This window comes from Paraburkholderia sp. SIMBA_030, assembly GCF_046535245.1.
Taxonomy (GTDB): Bacteria; Pseudomonadota; Gammaproteobacteria; order Burkholderiales; family Burkholderiaceae; genus Paraburkholderia.
Genome location: NZ_JAWRXB010000032.1, coordinates 31,918 through 54,668, shown reverse-complemented (window position 1 = coordinate 54,668; position 22,751 = coordinate 31,918). Strand labels below are relative to the sequence as shown.

At 60.0% G+C, this 22,751-nt stretch carries 17 protein-coding genes and 1 pseudogene; 8 read left to right on the top strand and 10 right to left on the bottom strand.

Annotation, left to right across the window (positions count from 1 at the left end):
- The first annotated feature begins 23 nt into the window (after window positions 1–23).
- A complete protein-coding gene (locus SB772_RS36720) occupies window positions 24–3,455 on the top strand; it encodes an ATP-binding protein (RefSeq protein ID WP_410838015.1) in 3,432 nt (1,143 codons plus the stop codon).
- Window positions 3,448–4,425 (top strand): response regulator, encoded by a 978-nt coding sequence (locus tag SB772_RS36715; protein WP_410838014.1) that lies wholly within the window; start codon window positions 3,448–3,450, stop codon window positions 4,423–4,425. The genes SB772_RS36720 and SB772_RS36715 overlap by 8 nt, the downstream gene beginning before the upstream one ends.
- Before the next feature lie 107 nt (window positions 4,426–4,532).
- Here the strand turns inward: SB772_RS36715 and SB772_RS36710 are convergent, their stop codons facing one another.
- The 3 genes from SB772_RS36710 to SB772_RS36700 form a co-directional block, all read right to left on the bottom strand.
- Entirely contained in the window at window positions 4,533–5,690 is a 1,158-nt protein-coding gene (locus tag SB772_RS36710; protein WP_410838013.1) for a porin, read from the bottom strand.
- 108 nt (window positions 5,691–5,798) lie between these two features.
- Window positions 5,799–6,815, bottom strand: coding sequence for an alpha/beta fold hydrolase (locus tag SB772_RS36705; protein ID WP_410838012.1), 1,017 nt, complete (start codon window positions 6,813–6,815; stop codon window positions 5,799–5,801).
- Between the two features lie 78 nt (window positions 6,816–6,893).
- Window positions 6,894–8,222 carry a purine-cytosine permease family protein gene (locus SB772_RS36700; RefSeq protein ID WP_410838011.1) on the bottom strand — a complete coding sequence of 443 codons (1,329 nt, stop codon included), beginning with the start codon at window positions 8,220–8,222 and terminating at the stop codon, window positions 6,894–6,896.
- A gap of 410 nt (window positions 8,223–8,632) precedes the next feature.
- On the opposite strand from SB772_RS36700, the gene SB772_RS36695 reads away from it, so the two are divergent.
- From SB772_RS36695 to SB772_RS36670, 6 genes are all read left to right on the top strand, one after another.
- Complete coding sequence (locus tag SB772_RS36695; protein WP_410838010.1) at window positions 8,633–9,670, top strand: aliphatic amidase; 1,038 nt, start codon at window positions 8,633–8,635, stop codon at window positions 9,668–9,670.
- A gap of 52 nt (window positions 9,671–9,722) precedes the next feature.
- Complete coding sequence (locus SB772_RS36690; RefSeq protein WP_410838009.1) at window positions 9,723–10,532, top strand: CbbQ/NirQ/NorQ/GpvN family protein; 810 nt, start codon at window positions 9,723–9,725, stop codon at window positions 10,530–10,532.
- 86 nt (window positions 10,533–10,618) lie between these two features.
- Window positions 10,619–12,268: a nitric oxide reductase activation protein NorD gene (locus SB772_RS36685; protein ID WP_410838008.1), complete on the top strand. Its 1,650-nt coding sequence runs from the start codon at window positions 10,619–10,621 to the stop codon at window positions 12,266–12,268.
- A gap of 137 nt (window positions 12,269–12,405) precedes the next feature.
- On the top strand, window positions 12,406–13,542 hold the full coding sequence (locus SB772_RS36680) for a transporter substrate-binding domain-containing protein (RefSeq protein ID WP_410838007.1): 1,137 nt from the start codon (window positions 12,406–12,408) through the stop codon (window positions 13,540–13,542).
- Between the two features lie 17 nt (window positions 13,543–13,559).
- Window positions 13,560–14,216 (top strand): ANTAR domain-containing response regulator, encoded by a 657-nt coding sequence (locus SB772_RS36675; protein ID WP_410838006.1) that lies wholly within the window; start codon window positions 13,560–13,562, stop codon window positions 14,214–14,216.
- 76 nt (window positions 14,217–14,292) lie between these two features.
- Window positions 14,293–15,285 carry a LysR family transcriptional regulator gene (locus SB772_RS36670; protein WP_410838005.1) on the top strand — a complete coding sequence of 331 codons (993 nt, stop codon included), beginning with the start codon at window positions 14,293–14,295 and terminating at the stop codon, window positions 15,283–15,285.
- A 311-nt stretch (window positions 15,286–15,596) separates the two neighbouring features.
- On the opposite strand, the gene SB772_RS36665 is transcribed toward SB772_RS36670, so the two are convergent.
- The 7 genes and pseudogenes from SB772_RS36665 to SB772_RS36635 form a co-directional block, all read right to left on the bottom strand.
- Window positions 15,597–16,568: an ornithine cyclodeaminase family protein gene (locus SB772_RS36665; RefSeq protein WP_410838004.1), complete on the bottom strand. Its 972-nt coding sequence runs from the start codon at window positions 16,566–16,568 to the stop codon at window positions 15,597–15,599.
- Window positions 16,569–16,686: 118 nt separating this feature from the next.
- A pseudogene (locus SB772_RS36660) lies at window positions 16,687–16,843 on the bottom strand (fumarylacetoacetate hydrolase family protein); the annotation flags it as partial.
- A 59-nt stretch (window positions 16,844–16,902) separates the two neighbouring features.
- Window positions 16,903–17,643: an amino acid ABC transporter ATP-binding protein gene (locus tag SB772_RS36655; protein ID WP_410838003.1), complete on the bottom strand. Its 741-nt coding sequence runs from the start codon at window positions 17,641–17,643 to the stop codon at window positions 16,903–16,905.
- Between the two features lie 87 nt (window positions 17,644–17,730).
- The gene (locus SB772_RS36650; protein ID WP_410838002.1) at window positions 17,731–18,867 is read right to left on the bottom strand and encodes an amino acid ABC transporter permease; all 1,137 of its coding nucleotides are present in this window, start codon (window positions 18,865–18,867) and stop codon (window positions 17,731–17,733) included.
- Window positions 18,867–20,009: an ABC transporter permease subunit gene (locus tag SB772_RS36645; RefSeq protein WP_410838001.1), complete on the bottom strand. Its 1,143-nt coding sequence runs from the start codon at window positions 20,007–20,009 to the stop codon at window positions 18,867–18,869. The genes SB772_RS36650 and SB772_RS36645 overlap by 1 nt, the downstream gene beginning before the upstream one ends.
- Window positions 20,010–20,222: 213 nt before the next feature.
- Window positions 20,223–21,284 carry a transporter substrate-binding domain-containing protein gene (locus SB772_RS36640; protein WP_410838000.1) on the bottom strand — a complete coding sequence of 354 codons (1,062 nt, stop codon included), beginning with the start codon at window positions 21,282–21,284 and terminating at the stop codon, window positions 20,223–20,225.
- Window positions 21,285–21,513: 229 nt separating this feature from the next.
- A complete protein-coding gene (locus tag SB772_RS36635) occupies window positions 21,514–22,656 on the bottom strand; it encodes an alanine racemase (RefSeq protein ID WP_410837999.1) in 1,143 nt (380 codons plus the stop codon).
- Between the last annotated feature and the right edge of the window lie 95 nt (window positions 22,657–22,751).

Sequence of the window (22,751 nt, the reverse complement as noted above, 5' to 3'; positions counted from 1 at the left end):
CGCACTCTTCTGGATCATTGAACATGACACGGATGCACCAGTCTGCATCGCCGCAACCCACAACGCAGCGCATCGTGAAGATCAGGCGCGACTACAATGCATGGGTCGGCGACGAAACACTTGAAGATTACGCGCTGCGCTTCACGCCGCGCGCGTTTCGCCGTTGGTCAGAATGGCGGGTCGCGAATACCGCGATCGGCGCGGTGTCGTTCCTCGTGCTCGAGGCGATTGGTGGTTCGCTGATGGTCAATTACGGCTTCACGAATGCGGTCTGCGCGATCGTCACGGTCTCTGTCCTCATCTACCTGACCAGCCTGCCGATCAGCTATTACGCGGCGCGCTACGGCGTCGACATGGACCTGCTGACTCGTGGCGCCGGCTTCGGCTACATCGGCTCGACGCTGACCTCGCTTCTTTACGCAAGCTTCACCTTCATCTTCTTTGCGCTCGAAGCGGCAATCATGTCGCTCGCGCTGCAGCTCTACTTCCACATATCCATCGACGTCGCCTATGTGATCAGCGCGCTCGTCGTGATACCCATCGTGATGTTTGGCATCACGCTGATCAACCGCCTGCAGAGCTGGACCCAGCCGCTGTGGCTCGTGCTGTTCGTGCTTCCGTACGGCGCCGTGCTGTGGAGAAACCCCGGCCTGCTCGCCGAGTGGACGACGTTCTCCGGGCTCGCACCGCACGGGCGCGAATTCAGTTTTATCGCGTTCGGTCACGCCTGCACCGTCGTGTTCGCGCTGATCGTTCAGGTCGGCGAACAGGTGGACTATCTGCGTTTCCTGCCGCCGCTCGGTGCGCACAACCGCAAGCGCTGGTGGGCCGCACTCCTTACCGCCGGCCCCGGCTGGATCGTTCCGGGCGCACTCAAGATGCTGGGTGGCGCGCTGCTGGCTTTCGTTGCAGTTCAATCCGAAATCGACGTTTCGCATGCGGTGGAACCGACGCAAATGTATCTGGTCGCCTACCACCAGTTGCTCGATCCGCTCGGGCTCGCCAGCTGGGCGCTGCCGGCGATGACGCTATTCGTCATCGTCTCCCAGCTCAAGATCAACGTGACGAATGCCTACGCCGGCTCACTGGCATGGTCGAACTTCTTCGCCCGGCTCACGCACAGCCACCCAGGGCGCGTCGTTTGGCTCGTCTTCAACGTGCTGATCGCGTTGATGCTCGTCGAAATGGGCGTATTCGACGCCATCAGTAAAGTGCTGTCGATGTATGCGAACATCGCTATCGCGTGGATCGGCGCGCTCGTCGCCGATCTCGTTATCAACAAGCCGCTCGGTTATAGCCCCCGCCACGTCGAGTTCAAGCGGGCCCATCTGTACGACATCAATCCCGTCGGTGTGGGCGCGATGTTGATCGCCACGGTGGTCGCGGCGCTTGCCGATATCGGAATGCTCGGCGAACCCGCTCAGGCGATGTCTTCGTTCATTGCTTTCGGCGTTGCGTTCGCGTGCGCGCCGGTCATCGCGATCGCAACGCGCGGACGATACTATCTGGCACGCGAAGCCGAACCGCCCGGGAACGGCCAAACGCGGTGCTGCGTCATTTGCGAAAACGAATTCGAATACGACGATACGGCCCACTGCCCTGCATACGGCGGCACCATCTGCTCACTGTGCTGTTCGCTTGACTCGCGCTGCAACGACCGCTGCAAGCCCCACGCGCGGTTCGGATCGCAGCTCAACGCGACTGCCCGGCGGATATTTCCGCGCATCGTGCCCGGGCCAGCTTCGCTACGCATTGTCCACTATCTCAGTCTCGTGGCCGCGATGCTTGCGCTGCTCGCGATCGTGCTGTACCTCGCCGGATCGCAAAGCGTGAGCGCGCTTGCTGCGCCCCATTCCCCCCAATGGAAAATGCTCGTACAGAGCTATTTGAAGATCTTCTTCGCCCTGTCGCTGGTCGGCTGCATCGCCGCCTGGTGGCTCGTACTCGAACGCGAAAACCGGCGGGTCACGCAGGAAGAGTCGCAGCGTCAAGCCGAACTGCTGATGCACGAAATCGATGCTCACCGGAAGACGGATGCGGCGCTCAAACGCGCGACGGCAGCGGCAGAGTCGGCCAACCAGGCAAAGAGCCGATACGTCACCGGCTTGAGCCACGAGCTGCGCACGCCGCTCAACAGCATCCTCGGCTATGCCCAATTGCTGTTGCAGGCAAAACATGAACTTCCGCAGGGCCGGCTCCATGCTATCGAGACCATTCATCGAAGCGGCGAACATCTGCTTGCGCTCGTTGACGGCCTGCTCGATGTCGCGCGCATCGAAGCGGGCAAGTTGCAACTGAACGTCACGAAAGTGTCGCTGCTGGATTTCATCGCGCATCTCACCGCCATGCTCCGCCCGCAGGCTGCCGAAAAGGGGCTGAACTTCAATTTGCAAACCGTCGGCCGCCTGCCGCGCGTCGTGAAGACCGATGGAAAATGCATGCGTCAGATCCTCACGAACCTGATCGGCAATGCAATACGCTTTACGCCCGCCGGTACCGTGACCCTGCGGGTCAGCCATGCATGGGATACGTTGACGTTCGAGGTGATCGACACCGGGCCCGGTATTCCGGCCGTCGAGATCGAGCGGCTTTTCATGCCGTTCGAACGTGGTCATGCGGCGCGCGAGAGCGATCATGGCGCTGGGCTCGGCTTGACCATTTGCCGCCTGTTGACGCATGCGCTCGGCGGCAGCCTTGAAGTGGACAGCGAAGTCGGCAAGGGCACTCGCTTCATCGTGAAGCTTTTCGCGCCCGAGGCGTACGCTGTCGAAGCCGTGCGCAGAGACCTCGCGGACATCCGCGGATACCATGGGCAGCGGCGCACCGTTCTGCTCGTCGACGACTTGCCTGAACAACGCGCGATTGTGGTTCAGTTGCTCTCGCCGCTCGGCTTCCATGTCGCGGAGGCTGGAAGCGGGCCGGAAGCGCTGCAATGGCTCGGCACGCTTCCGGCCGACGCAATCATCATGGATATCTCGATGCCCGAAATGGACGGCTACGAAACGAGCCGGCTGATTCGCGAGCGCCTGCTCAGTGCGGCACCCATCGTGCTGCTGTCGGCGCATGCATTCGCCGACGACCGCGAGCGCGCGGCGACCATAGGCTGCGGTGACTATCTGGTTAAGCCTCTCGAAGTTTCGCTTCTGCTCGACAAGCTGGCAAGCCTGATGAAGCTTGAATGGATTGTCTCGCGTCAGCCAGCCGACGTCCCGATGCCGCTCCTTTCCGCTCCGCAGGCGAACAGCCGCTGCTTGCCGCAAGCTTTGCGCACGAGGCTCAGGTCGCTGCTGGACTTGGGGTACGTGCAGGGCGTGATCGAGCAGCTTGACGCCTCGGCAGCAGAACTGCCGGAACTGCATGGCCAACTGATGTCGCTACGCTCGCTGGCCCAGCGCTTCCAGTTGGCCGACTTCGCGCATCAACTTGAACTTTTCTCTAACGACTCGCATGGTTGAAGAATCCGTTGACCGCATTGATTCCATCCCGATTGGGCTTCCGGGGGACCGCACCGTCGTGCTAATTGTCGACGACACGCCGGACAATCTCGCGCTACTTTCCGATGCGCTGCATTCCACCGGCTACACCGTGCTTGTGGCCCTGGATGGCGAATCCGCACTTAAATGTGTTGCCCGCGTCACGCCCGATATTGTCCTGATGGATGCGATGATGCCCGGCATGGATGGCTTCGAAACGTGCCGACTTCTGAAGCTCGACAGGAATCGCGCGCATCTACCCGTGATCTTCATGACGGCGCTCACCGAAAGCGAACATGTTGTGCAAGGTTTCCGGGTCGGTGGCATCGACTATGTGACGAAGCCGGTCAAACCCACCGAAGTGTGCGCACGTATCGCGGCGCACGTACAACGCGCGCGCGCGCAACAGTACATGGACGCGGTGGCGGGTCTGGAAACGCGTGCAGCCGTTATCGCGACAGTGGACGGCACCATCCGGTGGCAAAACACGCAAGCGACGGCGCAACTTTCACGGTATGACGACGCACGGACGGGAAACGATGACGCGGACGACGCATCGCTCTCACGCTTGCCCGACCAGCTGCACCTGTGGCTCGCATCGTGGGTCAAGAGCGGCCGGGATACCCACACGGTTCACGAGACCAATGTGAACGGCGTGCGCCGCACGGTCCGCGTTACAGGCAGCCCGGTGCGCGGCGAATGGGTCATGATCCTGGAGGAGTTCGACGATGTGGCGAGGACGGCTTCACTGGCGGCTCAATTCGGCATCACGAGCCGCGAGGCTGACGTACTGTTGTGGCTTTCGCGAGGCAAGACCAATCGCGATATCGGCGACATCCTTGATATGGCGCCGCGCACCGTCAACAAACATCTGGAGCATTTATTCCGCAAACTTCACGTGGAAACACGTTCTGCTGCGGCAGCACTCGCAATCAAAGCCGAACAGCGGTAATTACCTTGGGTGCGAGCGCTACAGGATCAACGCTTTCAGGGCCTGGCGCGAACACGAGTCACGCGCCAGGTGGCGCCAGGCTTGAAGCCGGGCGCGATTTCGTTCACTTAAAAAGTTTCGCGAATACCCGCAACGAGCTGCGCCTGGTTGTTCGTCGCCGCCGAGCCGGCAGTGATGATGTTTGCGTACCCCAGACTCAAGCCACTGCCGCCCGAGATGTGCTGATAAGCCGCCTCCATGTAAAGCGTTGTCCGCCTGCTCAGATGATAATCGGCGTCGACCGTGATCTGTTGATTGTGCAGCGTGGCGCCCGTCGAACCTGACAGGTGCTCGTTCGTCAGGGTGTACCCTGCCCCGAGACTGAGTGCGCCACTTAGCGGATAGTGACCATAGAGGCTGTAATTGTCGAAACGCAAGTCGTCACCGTTGATATCGGAAAACCCATTGTCGCCAGTGGCAAGCGCGAGGTAGGTCGAATGCGTATACAGCACGCCGACTGCGCCCTTGCCGATATCGACGTTCGCGCCGGCGCCCCATACACGATGGTTTCCGGCAGGAAAAAAGGCGTACATGTTCGAGCCGACGGCGCCGCCGTTCGCATTCGTTCCGCTCGCCGGATTGGTTGCGTCCATGTAGGCTGCTGAAACGTGGAGCGGGCCATTGTCATAGCCGGCGCCGACGCTCAGCAGATTGTTGTTCGTGAACTGCCCCGCGTCGTTTGAAAAGGCATACATCGCACCGAAATGGAACCCTGCGATTACGGGACTCTGGTACTTGACGGAGTTGTTGATCGTGTAGCTGCCCCCGACGTTGTCGTTGTCGTAGACATGCGCCGACATGTTGCCGCCGAATGAGCAATAGGCAGAGACCGGACAGAGGTAATCAGCCAGAGGCGTGTACTGTTTGCCCAAGGTCACCGTGCCCCAGCGGTCGTCGGAAAGGCCCACCCATGACTGACGTCCGAACAAATCGTTATTGAACGCGAGCGAACCGTTGCTGAGCCCGAACTGGCTTTCGAGCGTAAAGACGGCATGCAGGCCGCCACCGAGATCTTCCTTGCCCTTGATCCCCCAAACCATGGTGTTGTTGGCGCCGTCGGCGAGTCCCAGGACCGAACCCGCATGCCCGTTGCTCTTTACGCTGTTGGTGTACTGCAGGCTTTCATCGAGTACTCCGTAAAGCGTCACGCTGCTTTGTGCATGAGCGATTGAAGCGAACATACCTGCGATTGCCAGTACTGCTAACTTTTCTTTAATGGTAGACATCAACAGACCTTTCTTATACTTACTTCAATTAGGTATCCATAAATCGAAACAACGCACGACAGCCGATACGGCGAACGGCTGTCGTCAGCGCCGCAACTGAGCTAACGTTCAGCTCGCGAGAAGCTCTCGCAATGCTTTGTCGAGCACTTCGATATCCACCGGGCTGGTTCCCGGTCCGCCGGCAAAGTGTCCCCAGACGGAATCAACAACGCGCAGTTCGGCATTGGGCATATGACTGACCTCGAAGGCGCTGTCCTCGGTCGGGAAGTAGAGATCGGTCCTGCAAGGCATGACGATCGCCTTCGCCTTGATCGACGAGAGTGCCTTGACGAAGTCGCCCCCGTAAAGCGGGTTATTGCTGATGTCGCCGTTCTGCCAGGTCCACAGCATGCCGAGCAGGTTGTTGGCGTCTTTCGAGAGCAGCCAACCTTCCCAGAAACCGACCAGGAAATCTTCGATCGACGCATAGCCAAGCGTTTCCAGATCGAGCTTTTCACGATAAAACGACTGAGACAGCCCCCAACCCGCGTAGACGCGCGACGCCGCGCGCAAGCCCTTTTCCGGTTGAACGTCGTACCAGCCGTCGCGGAACGCTGCATCCGCAGTCAGCGCTGCCTTGACGCCCTCGAGAAACACGAAGTTGTGCCGCGAGCATTTCGCGGCCCCCTGGAACGGCAGAATGCGCTCGACCATTTCCGGATACATCGCTCCCCAATGGAATGTCTGCAATGCGCCCATCGACCAGCCAGTCACGAGAGCGATCCGTTCGATACCGAACACCTCCGTGACGAGCCGCCATTGCATACGCACGTTGTCGTACGCCGTCACGTTCGGAAAACGTGCTTTGCCGTATGGAGCGGGCGTATTACTGGGCGACGACGAAAGCCCGTTGCAGAACATGTTCGGCACGACGATAAAGTACTTGCGCGGATCGAGCGCCTTGTCTTCGCCGATCAGCCATTCATTTTCGTAATGCTGGCCTGAGTACCACGTCGGGTAGACGATGACGTTGTCTTTCGCGGCATTAAGCGTGCCGTAGGTTTTGTACGCCAGCCTGGCGTCGGGAATGCGCATGCCGCTTTGCAGTACGACGTCGCCAAGAGAGAATACTTTGTAATCGGACATGTTGAAACCACCCTTAGTGAGACACGTTGATGTAGAACCTTGGGGCGGCCGCCCTCGTCGTTGAGCGCCGCCTTATAGTCAAATGCGTTCAGCAGTCGCCGCCGCTTTCTTCGACACCTGCGCGATCAAGCCGTAAGCCACCGCGCTGACCACGAATGCCGATACCGCCGTCGAGAACTCCGGAAACTGTTTTTCGACGACATACGCTGCTACCGATCCGATGATCCAGGCTGCAAAGGCCTGGGCACGCCATTGCCTGTCGATCTCGGCCCCGGGCCGCGCAATGTACAGGTCGACGATCACGATCGCGCCGATCGGCGGCACGATGATGCCGAGCACGGAAAGCCATGGAATGAAGAGCGCCCATACATTGGTCGCGGCAACCGCGATACCGGCGACCGCAAGGATGACCGCCGCGGTGCGCATCTTGACTCCGATGATCCGCGACCAGCCGACCGAAGCGTTATAAAGACAGTGTGCGCAGACAGAGCCGAGGCTGCAGAAAAGGAACACCACCGCAATCGCGCTCAGCCACGTCTCGTGTTGGTGGAGCATGTAGCCGAACATATTGTCCATTCCGAACGGCTGCGGATTGGGCAGCGCGATGGCCGCGGTCATGATGCCGCCCATCAGCATCGCGTAGCAGTTCGCAAAAGGAAATGCCGAGAATGTCACGATCCACGAGTCGCTGCCATTTTTCGCCCAGCGGTTGAAGTCCGCTGAGACGGTGCCCGCATCGACGAAAAGGCTGATGACGATCGTCAATCCGACGCCGAATGCCATCGACGAAGCCGGGTTTGTGCCACTATACGTGAACACGCTGCTCCATCCCGTATGGCCGGCCGCATCGATAGCCACCCAGGTGCCCAGAACGAGAAATAGCGGCACCGAGACCATGCCTAGCCAATGCAGGCCCCGGATGCCGACGAACGTTACGGCCAGATACAGGACGCCGGCAACGAACGTCATCAAGAAGTAGCTGGCACCCGACGACGAATGGATGAGATTGCCCGTGATGCCGGTCTGGACGGCATACCATCCGAGGAGCAGGCTCGACAGCAAGCCGGACGCCAACGCATATCCTTTGCGCCCGAACACGCGGCTTGCAAGCAGCGCGAAGTTGAGCCCGTGCTTCGCGCCAAGGCCGCCTAGCAGTCCGACATACATGAACATCAGCAGGTTACCGAGGAGCATCGCCCCGAGTCCGTGGAGAAAGCCCATGCCCGCGACGAGAATGGAGCCCGTCATCGCGCTTGTAATGATCATCGGAAAGCTGATCCATACCGTCGCTACCGACAGCACACTGCGTCGCGCCGCTTGAGGGACAGGTGTGTGTTCGTACTCTTCCCCGAGCACATGATCGAGCGCGGCTTCGCTGCCGGCACTAATGGATTGTGGAGATGACATGACTTTCTTTCTCGATGAGACCGGGGCCGTTGAGAAGTGCCTCGATCTGATTTGACCAAAAAAAGAGCCCACCCCGCACCTTCACAGGTGCGGGGTGGGCTCTATTGCCCTTGCATTCGTCGCTGTTGACGAATCGTTCGTGATGGCCAAGAGAATCAAATAGAGAAAAAACACTGTCAAGTCATTTTTCCGCGCCGGCTCTCCATGCACGTGCAACTGACAGCGCGTTGGTCCTCGTACGTTTTTGGTCGCTTGACAACTGGCCGCCTCTTCCGTAGCCTGCGTTCAATCGAACTTTCGCATTACCGCCAACACTGCCGGCAATGCGAAAAAGGCAACAAAGCCCGACCAGACCTATGAGTCTGCTCGGGCTTTTTTTTTGTTTTCCGCCCTCAATATTGGAGAAAAGCATGCGTCATGGTGATATTTCCAGCAGCAACGACTGCGTCGGTGTAGCCGTCGTCAACTACAAGATGCCGCGCCTTCACACGAGGGCCGAGGTTCTCGAGAATGCGCGCAAGATAGCGGACATGGTCGTGGGCATGAAGCAGGGGCTACCGGGGATGGACCTCGTTGTCTTTCCCGAATACTCGACGCACGGCATCATGTACGACCCCAAGGAGATGTACGAAACGGCGTCGACAGTACCAGGCGCCGAAACTGAAATCTTCGGCGCGGCTTGCCGGAAAGCAAACGTCTGGGGCGTCTTCTCGCTGACGGGCGAGCAACACGAGGAACATCCGCGCAAAGCGCCCTATAACACGCTCGTGCTCATCAACAATAAAGGTGAGATCGTCCAGAAGTACCGGAAGATCATGCCGTGGACGCCGGTCGAAGGCTGGTACCCCGGCGATTGCACTTACGTGTCGGAGGGACCGAAGGGCCTCAAAATCAGCCTCATCATCTGCGACGACGGCAATTACCCCGAGATCTGGCGTGATTGCGCAATGCGCGGCGCCGAGCTGATCGTGCGCTGCCAGGGTTACATGTATCCGGCGAAAGAGCAGCAGGTCATGGTCGCGAAAACAATGGCGTGGATGAACAACGTCTATGTGGCAGTCGCAAATGCCACCGGCTTCGACGGAGTCTATTCGTATTTCGGCCATTCCGCGATTGTCGGTTTCGACGGTCGCTCGCTCGGCGAATGCGGCACGGAAGAAATGGGCATCCAGTACGCCGAACTTTCGACGAGCCTGTTGCGCGATGCTCGCAAGAACATGCAGTCGCAGAACCATCTCTACAAGCTGCTGCACCGCGGCTACACCGGCAAGATCAACTCGGGCGAGGACATCCATGGCGTAGCGGCATGTCCGTTCGAGTTCTATGGCAAGTGGATCAACGATCCCGAAGGCACGCGCCGCGAAGTCGAGGCGCTCACGCGCACGACGCCCGGCACGCCCGAATGCCCGATCGACGGTATTCCGCACGCTGAACCGACGCACCGCTAACGATTCGGGTGCGCCGCAAACGCGCCGCACCGATTTCTCAAGGACGATGCCGATGCACGATATCCTCGCACAATATCGAATCAGGAAGACGCCCTACTACCGGCCGGTCGGTCAGGAGACGGAGCTGTTCGCCGCAGCCCACGCGCTGCGCATGCCGCTCGTCCTCAAGGGCCCGACGGGGTGCGGCAAAACGCGCTTTGTCGAGTACATGGCAGCACAATTGAACAAGCCGCTCGTGACCGTTGCGTGCAACGAGGACACAACGGCGTCGGACCTTACCGGCCGGTTTTTGCTGCGCAACGACAGCACCGAATGGCAAGATGGACCGCTGACGCTCGCCGCCCGCTACGGTGCGATCTGCTATCTCGACGAGGTCGTCGAGGCGCGCCCGGATACGCTCGTCGTCATTCATCCGCTGACCGACGACCGCCGGATCCTGCCGCTGGAAAAACGGGGGGAACTGATTCACGCACATCCAGACTTCCAGCTGATCGTGTCGTACAACCCCGGCTATCAAGCCTTTGGAAAAGACCTCAAGCCATCGACACGGCAGCGCTTTGGCGCCATGGAGTTCCACTATCCCGACGAAGCGGCCGAAGTCGATATCGTCGCGCACGAAGGCGAAGTGGAGCGCGATATCGCACTCAGGCTGGTGCGCGTTGCGGCTCAATCCCGCAAGCTTCGCGGCAGGGAAGTAGCCGAGGGCATGTCGACACGCATGCTCGTGCACGCGTGCGCATTGATTCGCGGAGGAATCGATCCCCATGCGGCCTGCGCACTCGCAATGACGCGCCCGCTTACCGATGACGACGAGGTACGCGCCGCGCTCGACGGTTTCGTGCGCGCGCAATTTGGAGCATGATTCCAATGCCGGAGGACAACGCTAGCGACGCGCGACAGCCGACAACTCGGAGCGACAGGCGCTCACCGTTTGTTGCGACGATGCGGATGCTCGAATGCTATGCGGCTGGCTTCGCGCTCCCGAATGTCGATGCAAGCGACGGGCTGAAAGACCCTGCACCGATACGCGTCGTGATCACGGCCGACATACCCGGCCAAAGCGACGCCGTTTCATTGCGGACGTCGATTGGCACAGACCTGATCCGCGTCGCCTGGGTTCCAGACTGCGACGGCCCGATTGCCGTGAGACTTTATCAGGCGTGCGTGGCTCACGCTCTCGCGCATCTGCGCTTCTCGCGCCCATCGACGCCGATCGGCTCGCGCGGCGCACTGAGAATCGCACTCGCATCGCTCATTGAGGACGCGCGAGTAGAACGCTTGATGATGCGCGAGTACCCTGGCCTGCACGATTTGTGGGGCGCATTTCACTCGGCATCGGCGGGGTATGGTCCGCAGACCTTCGCCTCGCTCGCGGCGCGCCTTGCCCGCGCGCTGCACGATCCCGGTTACAACGATCCGAACGATTGGGTCTGCAAGGGCCGTCGGCTCGTCGACGAAATCGCTGACCGTCACGAGGACATTGGGGCCCATCAGGAAGTTGCCGACATATTGGCCGTAGACCTCGCGCAAATGCGCGTGCAATTCGATGCCCTGTCATACAGCGTGGAGCCGCGTTACCGGGACGACAATACATACCTATGGGCCGTCGAAAGCGAGCCGGCGCATGCGCGGCTGGAACGCGCGCCCGATGCGGACCATCGGGCTACGGCACAATCGGACATGGCGGACTCTCAGGCCTCGCACGAAAATCCGCCGACCGATGGCGCGCTGCGTTCTTACCGTTATCCGGAGTGGCATGCCCGGGTGGGACTGCTTTTCGAGGACTGGGCTTGCGTGTACGACCGCGAGCAAACGAGCGCTCACGACAGTGTCCAGCTCCTGGAGGCGACAGACCCATCGCACCGGTTGCGCTGCCGACAGCGGCCGACCACGCCCTTTCGCGGCCGGCTGGAAGGCGACGAACTCGATCTGGCTGCCGTCATCGACCATGGCATCGCGCGACGCACAGGCGTAAGCGGCGACGGGAGAATCTTCGAGCAAAGGCGACGGACGCCGCCGAGCGTGTCGCTCCTGCTTTTGCTGGACTTTTCGGCTTCCACGAATGACAACACCACTGAAGGCACGACGACGGTTCTCGACGTCGAGAAAGCAGCTGCGGCAAAGTTGGCGTTAATTCTGGAACCGACCAGAGCCCGTATCGCCGTGCACGGCTTTTGTTCGAACGGACGCCATGATGTGCGTTACACACGCATCAAGGATTTCGACGAACCGTTCGGCGAAGCGCAGCACAGCAGGCTGCATGCCCAGAGGGGCGCCTTTTCGACGCGCGTAGGCCCGGCATTGCGGCATGCGGCGAAGCAGTTTGACAATGAACAGAGCGACGCAAGGTTGTTGATGCTCGTCACGGACGGCCAACCACGCGACGTCGACGTCCACGACTCCACTCATCTTATCGAAGACGCACGCCACGCAGTGTCCGCAGTGTCTTCGCTCGGTATCCAGCCGTTCTGCTGTGCTCTGGACAGAGACGCGGGCAAATATGTCCGCACCATTTTTGGTGCGGACCGCTACCTGATACTGGATGGCGCGCGTGACCTGGCATGGCAGATCGGCAAGGTGCTCGAAAGCTTGCGATAGCCCTATACGACTCAGCCGGGGCCGGCAACGAAGAGCCTATTACAGGCAAGCTATTTTTGTTCAGCGACAATTAGTTAGCCCCTATGCGGCTGCTGATTATTCCAGGTACGAATCAAGGCTTACAGGCGTGCACCACAGTGGCATATACCGAGACTGTCAAAGTAGGCGTACTTTTTTCCGAAACGGGCGTTACGTCGGCGATTGAATCATCGCAACTCTATGGAACGCTCTTCGCAATAAGCGAGATCAACGACGCGGGCGGCATCGGCGGAATGGAACTCGTGCCAGTCCGGTACGATCCGGCTTCGAATCCCGAGAAGTATCGGGAATTCGCGGAACGGCTTATCCTGACCAACAACGTTCAGGTGATTTTCGGCTGTTATATGTCGAGTGCGCGCAAGGCGGTAGTGCCGGTCGTCGAACGCTGGAACCGGCTGCTTTTTTATCCGACGTTGTACGAAGGTTTCGAATACTCGGAAAACGTCATCTATACCGGCGCAGCGCCCAATCAGAACAGCGTGCAGCTCGCCGACTTCATGACATCGAACTTCGGTGCTCGAGTCTATCTGGTCGGCTCGAACTACATTTACCCGTATGAGTCGAACCGCATCATGTCGGACCTCGTATCTCAGTACCGGGGCGGTGCGAAGGTTGGCGAACGATACGTCCGCCTCGACGCCGCCGAAGAGGATTTCACTGCGATAATCGACGACATTCGCGCGACAAACCCCGATTTCATATTTTCGACGGTGGTAGGAAACGCGACGCAGCACTTCTATCGCGCGTATGCGCGAGCCGGCCTCGACCCGGCGTCGATGCCTATCGCTAGCCTGACAACGTCGGAAAGCGCCGTCGAACAGATGGGCGCCGACATCGCTGAGGGCCATATCACGGCGGCGCCTTATTTTCGTTCAATCGCGTCAGCGACCAATCGTGCCTGCCTGGAGAAGTTCGGCCGAATGTACGGATGCGAAACGGTGCCGAATGCAAGCTGGGAGGCAGCTTACTTTCAGGTTCATCTCTTTGCGCGGGCAATGCGTGCCGCTGGCTCTGCGGACATCGAGACGCTGATGCCGGAGTTGCTTCGCAGCAAATTTGACGCGCCGCAGGGCCCGGTCAGTATTGATCCGTCGACTCACCATACACATTTGAATCCGCGCATCGGGCGCGTGAACCAGGAAGGGCAATTCGACATCGTCTGGGAGTCGGAGGCACCGATACGGCCCGATCCTTATCTCGTCGCCCACGCGCTCGGTGACTGGATGGTTCGATGACGCGCGGGAGCTGTTAAATGAACGACGATGACCAGGCCGGCCACGGAAGGCCGGCGCAGCCCTTGCCGATTTCGCATCTGCTAAGCGATTTGCGGTCGCTGCGTGTCTGCGTGTTCCATCCGCATGACGGCGACGGTGCGCAGCTTACGCAACAACTCGAGCGCATCGGATGCAGCGTGCAGGCTTTCTGGCCGCCATTGCAATCGCCGCCGCACAGTACCGACGTCGTTTTCTTTGCGCTTCTTCCGGACAAGTTGAACGCCATTGACGACTGGTCTGCGGACGATGACTCGCCGCCGACTATCGCGGTTCTCAACTACGAGAACCCCACTGTCATGGAGGCAATGCTGCGCATCGACGCGAAGGCTGTCGTCACTTCGCCCATCCGGTCATTCGGCCTGCTGAGCGCACTTGTTCTCGCGCGTGAGATCGGCCGTGAGCGCAAGAAGCTATGCAAGCGCATCGCGCGCCTGGAAGAAAAGATCGGCAGCGCCCGCAAAGTCTCAGAGGCTCAGGACATTCTGTGCGGCCAGCGCCGCGTCAGCAAGGACGAAGCATATAAGATCATGCGCGACCAGGCGATGGCCAAGCGTATGACAGTCGAAGATATCGCCTCGGCCATCATCAACGCAAGCGACATACTTTCATCTGGCGGCGGACGGGGTTCACGTTGACTGGCGTGAAAAAGTAATGGCAATCAATAAAGCCACGGACTAACATTCACCGATCGTCACGCTTACGCTCAAGTCAATGATCTCGACCGAGGACCTGCGTTTTTTCATCACGCTCGCGAGCGCTGCGTCGCTGGCGGATGCTGCACGTAACCTCGATGTCACGCCGTCCGCAGTTACGCAGCGACTTCGTCTTCTGGAAACCCGGTTGGGCATGCGGTTAATCGACCGATCGGGTCGGCGCATGTTGCTCACCGATGAAGGCGAGCTGCTTGCCGTCCGCGCACGACAGATTTGCGACGACATCGGCAGTTTGTCGGACGCGCTGGCGTCGCGACGCGGCACGGTGGCCGGACATCTGCGTGTGATCGCGCCGCTCGGTTTCGGACAGCGTTACGTGGCACCTGCCATTGCGCTGTTTCGTGGTCTCTATCCGGAAGTGAGCGCAAGCCTCATGCTGTCCGATCGCCCCGCGCGAGTGTCGGACCACATGTGGGACCTGATGGTCCATATCGGCGAGCTACGTGATTCGTCGCTCGTTAGCCGGCGCCTTGCGCCTAATCGGCGCATCCTCTGCGCGGCGCCGAGCTATCTGGCGCGGCGCGGTAAACCGCGGCGTCCGGAGGAATTACTCACGCATGACTGCATCGCGCTGCGCGAAAACGATGAAGACGTAACGATGTGGCGCTTCACGCCGCAACACCAAGGGGTGCCGGCGAACATCAGAATCGAGCCGGCGCTGACGAGCAATGACGGAGGCACCGTGCGCGATTGGGCGCTTGCGGGCCTCGGCATCATTTCGCGTTCCGAGTGGGACGTCGCCGAACATCTGCACGCGGGGCGGCTCGTCCCGCTGCTCGAGGCATGGATGCAGCCGGACGCAGATATCGTCGCACTGGTCAGCTCCCGGCATGGACGTTCCATGCGCGTTATGCGTTTTCTGGACTTTCTCCAGACGTCGACGTTGCAACAACCCTGGTTACGGCGCGGTGATAGCGAACAACCCCAGCGTGGCAAGAGCGGACAGGACGCAGGTGCTGCTGGATTGATAACTCCGGCGAGTGCTGCCTGACCGACCTGTGGCCGACGTCGCGCGCGGCGATGCGATCGCCACGATCAAACGCGCTAATGCACCCTAATCGCGGTAGTCGGGTTCCAGCGTGTTCAGTCTGCGTTTCACGCTATCGAGATGCTGCCGGCTGGCTTCGTCAGCGACGGACTCCATTTGCTCGAAGGTCAATCGCGCGATCTCCGGATTGACTGGCTTTAGTCGCACGCCCGTTGAAAGCGCCATCCGTTCGACTTCGCAAACCCGTTCGAGATAGTAAGGTCAACGATCTGAGCAGAGCCGGGTCTGGTCTAACGGCCGGTGAACCGATGATACTACCAGGGCCACGCCAGCGAGGTCCCCGTCCCCGTTTCACAGGCACGCTCGTGAAGCAACCGCGCGACCGTCAGATCCTGCAGGGCTATACCGGTCATGTCGAACAGGGTGATGTCGTCAGGTTGCCGGTCTATCCGGGCCTGGCCGGTGATCAAATCGCCGATCTCGATACATGCAGTGTCAGGCGCCCATTGCGTCTCGCCGATTTCGCGCGCCTGGATCCGGTCGTCGACAAAGAGGCGGCCACGCGCCAGCAGACCCGCCGGAAGTTCGCGTTTGCCTTTGGTGTCCGCGCCGACGCAGTTGAGGTGAGTGCCGGGTTGCACTGCCTGCGTGTCAAAGAGTGGCTCCTTGCCCGGAGTGGCCGTGACTACCACATCGCTGTCGGCCACCGCGGCGTTACGGTCGGTCGCATGCAGGACTTCGCAACGTCCGGCGAACTGCGCTTCAAACGAGACGTCCCGCTCGCCGTCTACGGTGACATAGCGAACGCAGGAAAGCTGTTCGAGCACACGCAATGCGAATCTGACCTGCACTTGTGCCTGTACACCTGTGCCGAATACGCACAGACGAGCACTGTTCGCACGCGCGAGGAGGGTCAAACCCAAGCCGCCGGCAGCGCCCGTGCGCATGGTCGTGATTGCATTACCGTCGATGACGCACTCAGGCCGGCCGGTTTTCGGATCGATCAAGAGAATGGTGGCCTGGTGCGGTTCGCCGCCCAAGCCGCGGTTTGCCGGCCAGAATCCGGCAGCCTTGAATCCGAGCAGATCTTGCGACTGTACGTCGCCCGATTTGATTCCGAATACGCCGCCCGTCACGAGCGGCTCCCGCACCACCGGGAAGACACGACCTTCGCCCTGACTGTGCAGAGCGAACGCCTCGCGTACCGCTTCAATTACATCGTTAGCCTTTAAGAGGGCCTCGACCTGATGTTTGTCGAGAAGCATCAGCCTCGCATCATTTCGCATAGTGGTGAACCTCTGTGGGTGAATAGTCCAATTTTTTGTGGATCATTCGGATTCGCAATGACCAACGCGTACCAACCGGATAGTCAGAGCCTCGAACGACCCTCTGTTTGACGACGCTGAGGCCCTCGATGCCAAGGCGAATCGTCTGACCTGCTTTCAGGTAGATCGGCGACGGCTTGACGCCCATTCCAACTCCCGGCGGCGTGCCGGTGGATATCACATCACCCCGGTTGCAGACTCATGCACTGGGACAGATACGACACCAGCTTCGCGACACCACCCTCACCGTGCGCCGGCGGGATACGTTGCTGGATCGGCAAGCGTCGCTGCGGCATCAATGCTTGAGCACCCGTGACAGGAACGTTCGCGTTCGCTCATGCGTGGGACTGTCGAAAATGACTGCCGGCTTGCCCTGTTCGAGCACCTTGCCGTGGTCCATGTAGATGACCCGGTCTGCCACCTCGCGCGCGAAGCCCATTTCATGGGTAACGATCATCATCGTCATCCCCGAACTGGCAAGCTCGCGCATCACTTCAAGAACCTCGCCTACCATTTCTGGGTCAAGTGCCGACGTCGGCTCGTCAAACAGCATGACCCGCGGCTCCATTGCCAGCGAACGGGCAATGGCGACCCGCTGCTGCTGTCCGCCGGAAAGCTGGGAGGGGTACTTGTCGACATGGTCGCGCAATCCAACGCGCTCGAGGAGCTTGTGGGCGATCGTTTCGGCGCGCGCACGGGGCCACCTGCGAACGCGGATCGGCGCAAGCATCACATTTTCCAGAACGGTCTTGTGCGGAAACAGGTTGAAGTGCTGGAACACCATGCCGACTTCCCTGCGGATACCGGCCAATTCCTTCCTCGACGTTCCGAACCCATCCTCCGATGGCGCCAGCTCAATGCCATCGACAATCAGTCGGCCGTCGCCGAAATTCTCCAGCCCATTGACGCAACGAATCAGGGTCGACTTGCCGGAGCCGCTTGCCCCGATAATGACAACCACTTCGCCACCCTGTACCTGCAGATCTATGTCTTTCAACACGTGAAATGCGCCGTACGATTTGTTCAGCTTGTGCATTTGGACAATCGCAGACATATCCACTCCTTCGTCAAAAATATCTTCACCCAGCAAAGAGGCCGGCCATCAATTTGTTCGACGCGCCGGTTAGCGCGCCCCTTCGCTCATCTTCAGTTCGATACGGCGAGCCCCGTACGATATGAGCGAGCCGATCGCAAGGTAAGCTGCGAACAGAAAAACGTAGACCTCATATTGCGAGCTGCTGTACTGCGGATTGGCGAGCACCGTTTGTCCCGCCTTCAGGAAATCGGTGAGCCCGATGATGAACAGCGCCGGTACGTTGTTGAACAGGTCAAGCACGTTCCCGACGAGCGCAGGAATCACCGCCTTCAACGCCTGTGGAAGAACGACGATGAAACTCTCGTCCAGCTTGCTGAAGCCCAATGACTGGGCTGCCTCCGATTGCCCCCGCGGCACGCTCTGAATACCCGCACGTACATACTCGGCGGCGTAGGCCGCGTAGAACAGTACGAAACCCGCGACACCCCGAGCCAGATCGGGAATGTGAATGTCAGGGGGAAACACCAGCGGAATAATGATCCATGACCAGTAGACGGTACAGACGAGCGGCACGGAACGCATCAATTCGATGTACCCCGAGCACGCCAGTCGCAGGCTCGAGAACCGGCTCTTTCTGCCGAATGCCAGCAGGATGCCTACCGGCAGGCTGAGCAAGGTAGCAATCACCGTCACGAGGACGCTCAGGAGCAGACCACCCCATCGGTCGACGCCGGCCGGAACCAGCAACGCGCAGAGGGCACCCACGCCCAGAAGCCACAACAGGCCCATGCCACGACCGATCCGCGGCCAGCGGCTCGTAGCGGCGCATGCTAAAAGTGCAATGGACAGGCAGCCGAACGCACCGGCGAGCCACTGCAGTTGCATCCCATAAGATACCGCGGCGGCCACCGCCAGAGCGGCTGCGATGACAACATAGCGCTTCCAGCGTTTCGCGATCAACACCAGACCTAGTGTCATGCCGAACAGTGCGCTCAGTCCAGCCCCAGCGACCAGCGCACGCCAGATCTGGTCCCCGGGAAACGTCCCAACCAGCAATACGGCCAGATTATCGACCACGACCGACCAATGCGCCGTGAACAGGACCCAGCGCGCGGCAAAGATCGCGACATACAGCGTCAGCGGAATCGACACGAGAGAGAGCAGCGAACTGGAAGGGCTCGCAAACAGGTTATGCCGCGCCCAGTAGCCGATTTTCATCGCCATTACCGTGCTCCTTTCTTCATGACATGCCGGTTGTACAGATTCGCGATCGCGCTGATGGACAAACTGATCAGCGTATATACCGCCATGACGATGATGATGCCTTCCAGCGCCCGGCCGGTCTGGTTGGCGACAGTTCCATATACACTGAACATATCGGGAAAGCCGATCGCAATCGCAAAGGAGGTGCTCTTGGCCACGGTGACGTACAGGTTGCCAAGCGACGGCAGGATGACGCGTACCGCCTGCGGCAAGACGACGACCCAGAGGGATTCGCGATGAGCAAGACCTAATGCCGCAGCGGCTTCCCACTGTCCTTTGTCGATCGATTGCACCGCGCCGCGGACCACTTCAGCCACGTACGCGGCGAAGTTCACGCCGAGTGCGATGATCAGGCTGGCCATCTCCGGAGAGAAGCCGGCGCCGCCCGACACCGAAAAGGCGCTGGCCTGCGGCATGTCGATGCTGAACGGCCGTCCAGCGAACGCCATGCCCAGCACCAGTATCCCGGCACCAGTTGCAAAAGCCGCGCGACGCCGACCTGGCGTGCGAAGCAGCACGCCAATGACGAACACGGCCGCCGCGAGTCCTGCAAACCACGCGTAGCGAGAGAAAGCCGGCGTTGCGACAAGCCACGGGATAAACACACCTTGCCGGCTCGCGATCAATGCGCCATGCAACAGCGACGCATCCGCCAGGCTCGGCAGTTGCAGCAGCACAGCGAAATACCAGAAGATGAGCTGGATGAGCAGCGGCGTATTTCGTATCAGTTCGACAAACGCCCACGCCCAGTTTTTGACAATCCAATTCCTCGACATCCGTCCAACGCCAACAATCACGCCGACAACCGTGGCAAGCACTATCGATATGAGCGTGACGACGAGCGTGTTATAAAAACCCGCAAACAGCGCCTGGGCGTACGTCTGCTGGGAATTGAACGGCACCAGCGACAGGCCATGCGGACCCTTGGCTATCGTGAGGCCTTCACTGAGGTTGAAGCCAGCGGGCTGCTCGAGAAAGTCGAGGCTAAAACCGATGCCATGGCGTCGAAGACCTGCCCATACCATGCCCAGGAAGGCCAATACGGCCGCGACCATGCCCGCAAGGATCAGCGTCTGGATCGCCGCCGCTCGTGTGTATGCCAATCTCCGCCGCTTCAACTCCGATTGTGAAGCGGGCGAAAGAGGATGGCCGAACGATCTGTTTTCCGTGCTGGACAGCTTTACTTGCGACACGGTTCCTTCTCCACTGCGTCAGAACTTCCATTACAGTCGGACAGTTCATCTGGTTTCATATCCGGACTCCGCTGGAGACGGCGGCAGGTTACTCGCCACTGGCTTCAGCGCGACTCACGCTGCTTAATACCAAGGCGGCGAATAGATCATGCCGCCTTCGTTCCAAGGCGCGTTCAGAGAACCCTTGCGCTCGATTGCATAGGGTGTCTTGGGGCCAATGTTGCGGTCGTAGATTTCCCCGTAGTTGCCGACGGACGCGATGACCTTCTGCACAAAATCAGGCTGCAGACCGAAGTCCTTGCCGAGCGTACCGCTTACCCCCAGGAATTTTTGCAGGTACGGATCTGTGGTCTTCACGAACGTTGAGAGATTGACCGACGTGATGCCGTGTTCTTCGGCTTCGAAGGTCGCATTCACAATCCACGTCAACGCAGCGTGCCAGCGAGGATCGTCCTGCGATACAAATCCAGCCAGCGGCGATTTGTCGAACGCCTCAGGGAGAATCTCGAAAGCAGCCGGACTGCTCGCATTACCGCGCCAGCCGGCCAAAGCGGACTTGTCCGTCACCATCGCGTCACAACGTCCGGAATTCAGGGCGTCGAACAGCTTGTTCGTGTCCTGATAAGTCAGCGCCTTTGTCGATGTTTTCCAGTTATGAGCCTTGAAGTAACCGGCCAGCATCTGTTCCGTTTCCGAACCTTGGGTGGTGCAGAACGTTGCGCCGTTGAGGTCGCCAATGTGTTTAACTTTCAGTGCGGTCTTGACGAGGATGCCGGTGCCGTCATAAAAGTTAGTGGGCAAGAAGGAAATGCTAAGCGCCGCCGACTCGCGCGTCGGAGTGACCGTACTATGGGCGAACACGACGTCGGCCTGTCCGGTGCGAAGCGCGTTGAAACGGCTCCGGTCCGTCACGATCACATACTGGACCTTCTTCGGATCACCTAGTACGGCGGCGGCGGTCGCCTTGCACAGGTCGACATCCATCCCTTCCATCTTGCCGGTCTTCGTATTCAGATAGCCGAATCCCGGCGTCGCGTTGTCCGTGCCGCACAACAGCGTACCGCGCTTGACCACCGTGCTCAGGTGATCTTCATCGGCGTGCGCAGCCGGCATCCCCAGAGTCAAGGCGCCGCAACTCACCGCCAGCCACGCAAAGAGACGGCCTGCATCAAAGCGAATCTTCATGACATTTCTCCCGCCCGGAAAGATGACGTCGACCGGCCTGTTCCGGGCACCATCGGCGCGACGCAAAGATACAACCAACCATTTATATTAATTTCGTATTCCTCTACATCGCTTCCATTTCACCGCTGTGCGGAATCAGCCAACACAACTTGTTGAGCCATTCTCCAACGTGAAATCCACTATGCGGATACGTGACTTGTCAGCGGGCGGATCAATTGATCGGCAATTTTCACCAGCCGTTAAATCGTGGCCACTGCGCCGCGATTTCTCGCGAGCCCGTGCGAATCAGCTCGTAGTTGGCGTGCTGGGCGGCGGTCGCGCAGGCGTGATTCGGAAGGATGCGCACCAGCGAACCGATTGGCAAGTGAGGCGGCGACGCCCCACTACCGTTTCGTACGGCGATAATCCCCTGCTCCTGATTCGCCTGGACCATGATCAGGTCTGGGTAGGGCACGCCGTCGACACTACACACGACACCATAACCCTGGTCGATGCGCTGCGACGCCGTACCGCGATCGCGCGACACCGCCATCCAGCCCGCATCGACGAGAATCCACCCCTTGTCTGCCTGGTGACCGATGACGGTGGCAAGCACACTGAGCGCGATGTCGTCGACCGTGCAAACCTGAAGACCCGTCATCACGAGATCGAAGAAGACGAACACACCCGCACGCACTTCCGTGACGCCCGTCAGGTCGGCCGCGAAATGAGCCGTCGGCGTCGAGCCCACGCTAACGACCGGGGCGGGCAGTCCCGCATCGCGCAACACCGTTGCGCAACCGACCGCGGCAGCGCGTTCGCGTTCGGCGATTGCGACGATCTCTTCGATGCTCCCGCAGGCGTACGATTCGCCCGCGTGAGTCATGACGCCGCGCAATTCCGCACCGCCGCCATGCAGCGTGTTTCCGATGGTCACCAGGTTGACCGTGTCCTCAAGCCGAACGCCGGCGCGATGACCGTCCGAGTCGATCTCGATCAGCGTTGGAATACGGTCATTCGTGCGGCACGATTGCTCGGCCACCGCACGCGCGGCGTCGACGTTGTCCACCACGACCGACAAGTCGATGCCCTGCCGGCGCAACGCAGTCACGCGCGCGAGCTTGCTGGGCACCACGCCTACACCGTAGAGGATGTCGCGCAGGCCGCCGGCGGCAAATTGCTCCGCTTCCTGCAGGGTCGAAACCGTGGCCGGTCCACCCGGACCGTCCATCACGCGGCGAGCCACTTCGATCGACTTCGGCGTCTTCAGGTGCGGGCGCAAATTGACGCCGCGTTCCGCGAGACGTGCTCGTAGACGCGTGATGTTGCGCATCATGCGGCTCTCGTCGAGCAACAATGCGGGGGTGGGTAAGCACTCGATTGAACCAGACATTGCTGTGCGCGACTCGCTACTGCTGCCCGGCGCACTCGGGTCCGTTGATATTCGTATGCTCGGCATATATCCGACTTTGGAATGGGTTGCGGGTA

Coding starts and splice junctions, on each gene's coding strand:
- SB772_RS36720 (WP_410838015.1), top strand. CDS start 24: ATGACACGGATGCACCAGTCTGCATCGCCGCAACCCACAACGCAGCGC.
- SB772_RS36715 (WP_410838014.1), top strand. CDS start 3,448: ATGGTTGAAGAATCCGTTGACCGCATTGATTCCATCCCGATTGGGCTT.
- SB772_RS36710 (WP_410838013.1), bottom strand. CDS start 5,690: ATGTCTACCATTAAAGAAAAGTTAGCAGTACTGGCAATCGCAGGTATG.
- SB772_RS36705 (WP_410838012.1), bottom strand. CDS start 6,815: ATGTCCGATTACAAAGTATTCTCTCTTGGCGACGTCGTACTGCAAAGC.
- SB772_RS36700 (WP_410838011.1), bottom strand. CDS start 8,222: ATGTCATCTCCACAATCCATTAGTGCCGGCAGCGAAGCCGCGCTCGAT.
- SB772_RS36695 (WP_410838010.1), top strand. CDS start 8,633: ATGCGTCATGGTGATATTTCCAGCAGCAACGACTGCGTCGGTGTAGCC.
- SB772_RS36690 (WP_410838009.1), top strand. CDS start 9,723: ATGCACGATATCCTCGCACAATATCGAATCAGGAAGACGCCCTACTAC.
- SB772_RS36685 (WP_410838008.1), top strand. CDS start 10,619: ATGCTCGAATGCTATGCGGCTGGCTTCGCGCTCCCGAATGTCGATGCA.
- SB772_RS36675 (WP_410838006.1), top strand. CDS start 13,560: ATGAACGACGATGACCAGGCCGGCCACGGAAGGCCGGCGCAGCCCTTG.
- SB772_RS36670 (WP_410838005.1), top strand. CDS start 14,293: ATGATCTCGACCGAGGACCTGCGTTTTTTCATCACGCTCGCGAGCGCT.
- SB772_RS36665 (WP_410838004.1), bottom strand. CDS start 16,568: ATGCGAAATGATGCGAGGCTGATGCTTCTCGACAAACATCAGGTCGAG.
- SB772_RS36655 (WP_410838003.1), bottom strand. CDS start 17,643: ATGCACAAGCTGAACAAATCGTACGGCGCATTTCACGTGTTGAAAGAC.
- SB772_RS36650 (WP_410838002.1), bottom strand. CDS start 18,867: ATGGCGATGAAAATCGGCTACTGGGCGCGGCATAACCTGTTTGCGAGC.
- SB772_RS36640 (WP_410838000.1), bottom strand. CDS start 21,284: ATGAAGATTCGCTTTGATGCAGGCCGTCTCTTTGCGTGGCTGGCGGTG.
- SB772_RS36635 (WP_410837999.1), bottom strand. CDS start 22,656: ATGTCTGGTTCAATCGAGTGCTTACCCACCCCCGCATTGTTGCTCGAC.